This is a genomic window from Stieleria sedimenti (assembly GCF_025060895.1).
Lineage (GTDB): Bacteria > Planctomycetota > Planctomycetia > Pirellulales > Pirellulaceae > Stieleria > Stieleria sedimenti.
On the sequence record NZ_JANZKV010000023.1, the window covers coordinates 1 to 3,348 of the forward strand.

At 53.0% G+C, this 3,348-nt stretch carries 5 protein-coding genes; all 5 read left to right on the plus strand.

Translation table 11 applies throughout. From position 1 onward, the window contains the following. Positions 1-653: hypothetical protein (locus NZK35_RS03570; RefSeq protein WP_259631227.1), on the plus strand; the 653-nt coding region annotated here is incomplete at its 5' end. Between the two features lie 127 nt (positions 654-780). Further along, positions 781-1,269, plus strand: a complete 489-nt coding sequence (locus NZK35_RS03575; protein WP_145385690.1) for a hypothetical protein — start codon at positions 781-783, stop codon at positions 1,267-1,269. A gap of 135 nt (positions 1,270-1,404) precedes the next feature. Continuing rightward, the gene (locus NZK35_RS03580; protein ID WP_259631228.1) at positions 1,405-1,986 is read left to right on the plus strand and encodes a hypothetical protein; all 582 of its coding nucleotides are present in this window, start codon (positions 1,405-1,407) and stop codon (positions 1,984-1,986) included. A gap of 32 nt (positions 1,987-2,018) precedes the next feature. Continuing rightward, positions 2,019-2,468 carry an SMI1/KNR4 family protein gene (locus NZK35_RS03585; protein ID WP_259631229.1) on the plus strand — a complete coding sequence of 150 codons (450 nt, stop codon included), beginning with the start codon at positions 2,019-2,021 and terminating at the stop codon, positions 2,466-2,468. A 116-nt stretch (positions 2,469-2,584) separates the two neighbouring features. After that, positions 2,585-3,082, plus strand: coding sequence for a hypothetical protein (locus NZK35_RS03590; protein WP_259631230.1), 498 nt, complete (start codon positions 2,585-2,587; stop codon positions 3,080-3,082). Positions 3,083-3,348 lie beyond the last annotated feature (266 nt).

The following is a 3,348-nucleotide window of genomic DNA, read 5'->3' on the forward strand; positions in this document are numbered from 1 at the left end:
CGTTACCCGACAAAGGCGTCCGCATCTTGACAATGTCTTTCATGAACTGCGCCCAATCAGCATTTCGCGATTTGCCGAATCCTGACGTCTTTCCATTCTCCGATGGACTATGTCTTCGCAATTCTGTCGTGACTTTCGAGGACTACTTCCAACCGTCCGATCGATTTGAAGATGATTGGCGATTACTGGATTCCTTGAAGATGGGCTCGCTGACGACAGGTCCATCCGATTTCCCGATCCGTCCGTTCATTACGATGCTCAACACGGACGAATCGCAACTAACGGCTGAAATGGTGCTGACAGGATTGCGAGCTGAGACTTTTGAAAGCGAGCACATCTCCGACCTCTCATTAACCTCAATCCCGTATCCTGGCTATTGGCCACTCACTCGTAACGACGAAATCCACACTGATTTTCACAACTCGTACCTGTTTCGCGATGATGCCGATCCAAATGTGGGATGGCACGGCGAACTACTCCGAGCCACTACCAGCGACAGCTTGTGGTACGTTCTGATTCACAACACAGACCGCGACGTTGACGCTGGTAGACTGGCTGAATTCGTATTCATGTTTGCGGTCGGACGATCGAGAACCGGGCCACATCTCATCGGTGCGGTCGCTTGCCAGATCTGCCACAACCTTTGCGACTGACTGAGGGCGGCGGGTAACCCGGCGTTGCACACCGAGCGGCATCGGGCAACTCCTTTCCAGTAATCACAATCATTCGCCCGATGCCGCCGGGTGAACGCTACTGTTCCTCGTCGGAGAATGAATGCTCATGAGCCATCGTGCCAACTACGTCATCGTGGAAGATGGGGTCGCGGTCGCCTATTTCAACAGCTACGGAGCAATGGGAGCCATTTACGGGGCCGCCAAGGGGCCAGACGAATTCAGCGATGAACTTACGTATGAGGCGGAAGAAGTTGATGAGCTAATGGACAGCGCTTTCGCGGAAGCGGCTATCCTCATTGATCACGACGCAAAACAGTGCATTCTTTACGGCTATTCTTGGGGGCCGGAATACTGGGTTGACGGTGATGGCAATCCGTTTCCAGATCTTGTTGAATTGGATGAATTGCTAGCGGAATCACCCGATAAGTTCATTGCAAAGATTCAACCAGCATGGGATGGATGGGATCTGAAATTCGATGAACGTGGCATCGATGCGGTTGTCGAATATTTACGGGACAATGACTTGTCGCTTAAGGCAGCAACGAAGCGGCAATCAAAGAAGGTCGCGAAGAAAAAGGCCGCGAGAAAAAAATAATTGCGTACTGCCACTCGATGACAGCGAGGAACCAAGTGGTGCACCGCAGTCGGCGAGTCGAGTTGTTTTTGAATTCCGGTCGATCGCGCCGACGCGGTGACCACCGCCGTTCGCTGACACATGAATTGTGATCCCATGAATCCATTTGCACCGCCAATCAGCAAGGACGAATCGGTATCGACCCCACGATCGCCGATCAAATTGATTGGACGCACACTTTGCTTCTGCGTGGGCACAGTAGGATGCCTCTGTGTCGCGGGCCCTCTCTTTATGGCGTTAAACGGTCAAGTCGGAGGATTGGAACGTGCTTACACGAGTGTCTGGAAATCGCTCTCCGGCCCATACGTTCCAGCTCTTGCGATCTGCTTAATTGGGATGGCGGGATGGAAAGGTTTAAGGCAGAGTCATCGTTCTGATTACTTGCCGACTCCGTTCTCCAGAATTGTGACTGGTTTTTTTGTGTTTGCCGTTTTTCTTGTGGTTGGAAACGTGCTAGACGAACCGCTTAAATTATTGTTGGGCGCATGGTACTCTGACGGTCACGGACATTTATTGATTGTCGTCATCGAACTGCTGCTGGCTTCCGTCGTGGGATCGGAGATTGAAGCGTATATTGTAAGGCAAACTGAAACGAAAGGCAGCGAACCATGCCATGCACACGAAGGCCGCGAGTCAGGTCAATCGGTTTGGTCTGAGTCGTCTGCGCGGCCTCGGTGATGGCCGCCGTTCGCCGACTGAAGTGTACTGCCGTGACCGACGCTGACCTCGATACATTGCTTGAAGTCTTCAGAGCGAATCATGCTTTCATGTTTGAGGGCAGCCACGTCATATCTGATGGTCCAATCAGCAACGAGCGTTTAGCCGAGATAGAACAAACCACCGGCATTGCTCTACCGCATCAGTACAAGCGACACCTGAACCGCGTTGGGTCGGGCGACATTGCATTTTCCAGCGTTTACACTCCGGAACTCTCGCTGGAGTATTCGCTCTGGCGTGAATACGAATACATGCCGCAGAACCGAGGCCGATTTCTACCGTTCGCTGACAATGGTTGCGGTGACTACTACGGATTTTGCATTGTCGACGGTATCTGTTCTGATCCGGTATGCTGGGCTGACCACGAATGTGACTACAATATCAGCGAACCCGAATATCCCGACTTCAACACTTTTCTTGCCGAGGTTGCGCTTAAGTCGTGACTGACGTACAGCGGACGGCGAACCATCGCGTGCACCCGAGTACGCGAGTCGGGCGGTTTTGAAGTGGAAAATCTTTCGCGCGTACCGGGTGACGCGTGACGTTCCGCCACCAGACAATGACACAACCTGAACACGACAACGAAGACTCGTCCTCAGTCGCGCCAACGCGACGTTCACCCGTTGCTGGAGTGGGGCTTGTTCTTGCAATTTGCGGTTTGGTAGCGGCCGTCCTGTCGCCATGGATACTTGACGCGATCGAACCGGAACGGAAACCGATGGATGAAGTAGCTGTTGAATTCGCCACCAAAGTGAAGGACCGACTTATCGCGAAGGCCAAGAAGCAAGAGTACGTGCCGCCTGTAGACGCGGACGAGGGTTTCGACGTTGCGAAATGGTATCCTGCTGGAACGATTGCTCTAGGGCTATGCGGAATATGCTGTGGTGTTGGCGGTTTCTGCAAACACGAGGACCTGCGGATTGCTGGTTCGTCCGTCGCGGTTGGTTTGTCTGCCATCTTTTTCCAATACTTTCTCCTGCTTGCTGCCACTATACTATTCATCCTCCTCGTTGGGATCGTACTGTCCGCAATGGGGATCGACCTTCCGACTCCGTGACTGTTTGCTGACGAAAGAAGGGCGGAACCATGCGATGCAACGGAGCCGGGCTTGCGAGGTTTCACAAATGGAAAGTCAACAGTCCCGGCCCGCTGATCGCGGTCGTTCACGCTGCTGCCCCACGCCTGACGACAGCGCCCACTGCTTCTTTTGCGTCTTCTCGCGTTCTTTTGTGGCAATTGATTTGCTGTCGTTTGATCGTGACCCAAAGGACGCCCATCTGATATCATCCGACCTCTGTTTCCTGGGATTCGCATTTGATGTCA

Bases quoted from the DNA above. Each gene is read 5' to 3' on its own strand.
- NZK35_RS03575 (WP_145385690.1), top strand. From the start codon at position 781: ATGAGCCATCGTGCCAACTACGTCATCGTGGAAGATGGGGTCGCGGTC.
- NZK35_RS03590 (WP_259631230.1), top strand. From the start codon at position 2,585: ATGACACAACCTGAACACGACAACGAAGACTCGTCCTCAGTCGCGCCA.
- NZK35_RS03580 (WP_259631228.1), top strand. From the start codon at position 1,405: ATGAATCCATTTGCACCGCCAATCAGCAAGGACGAATCGGTATCGACC.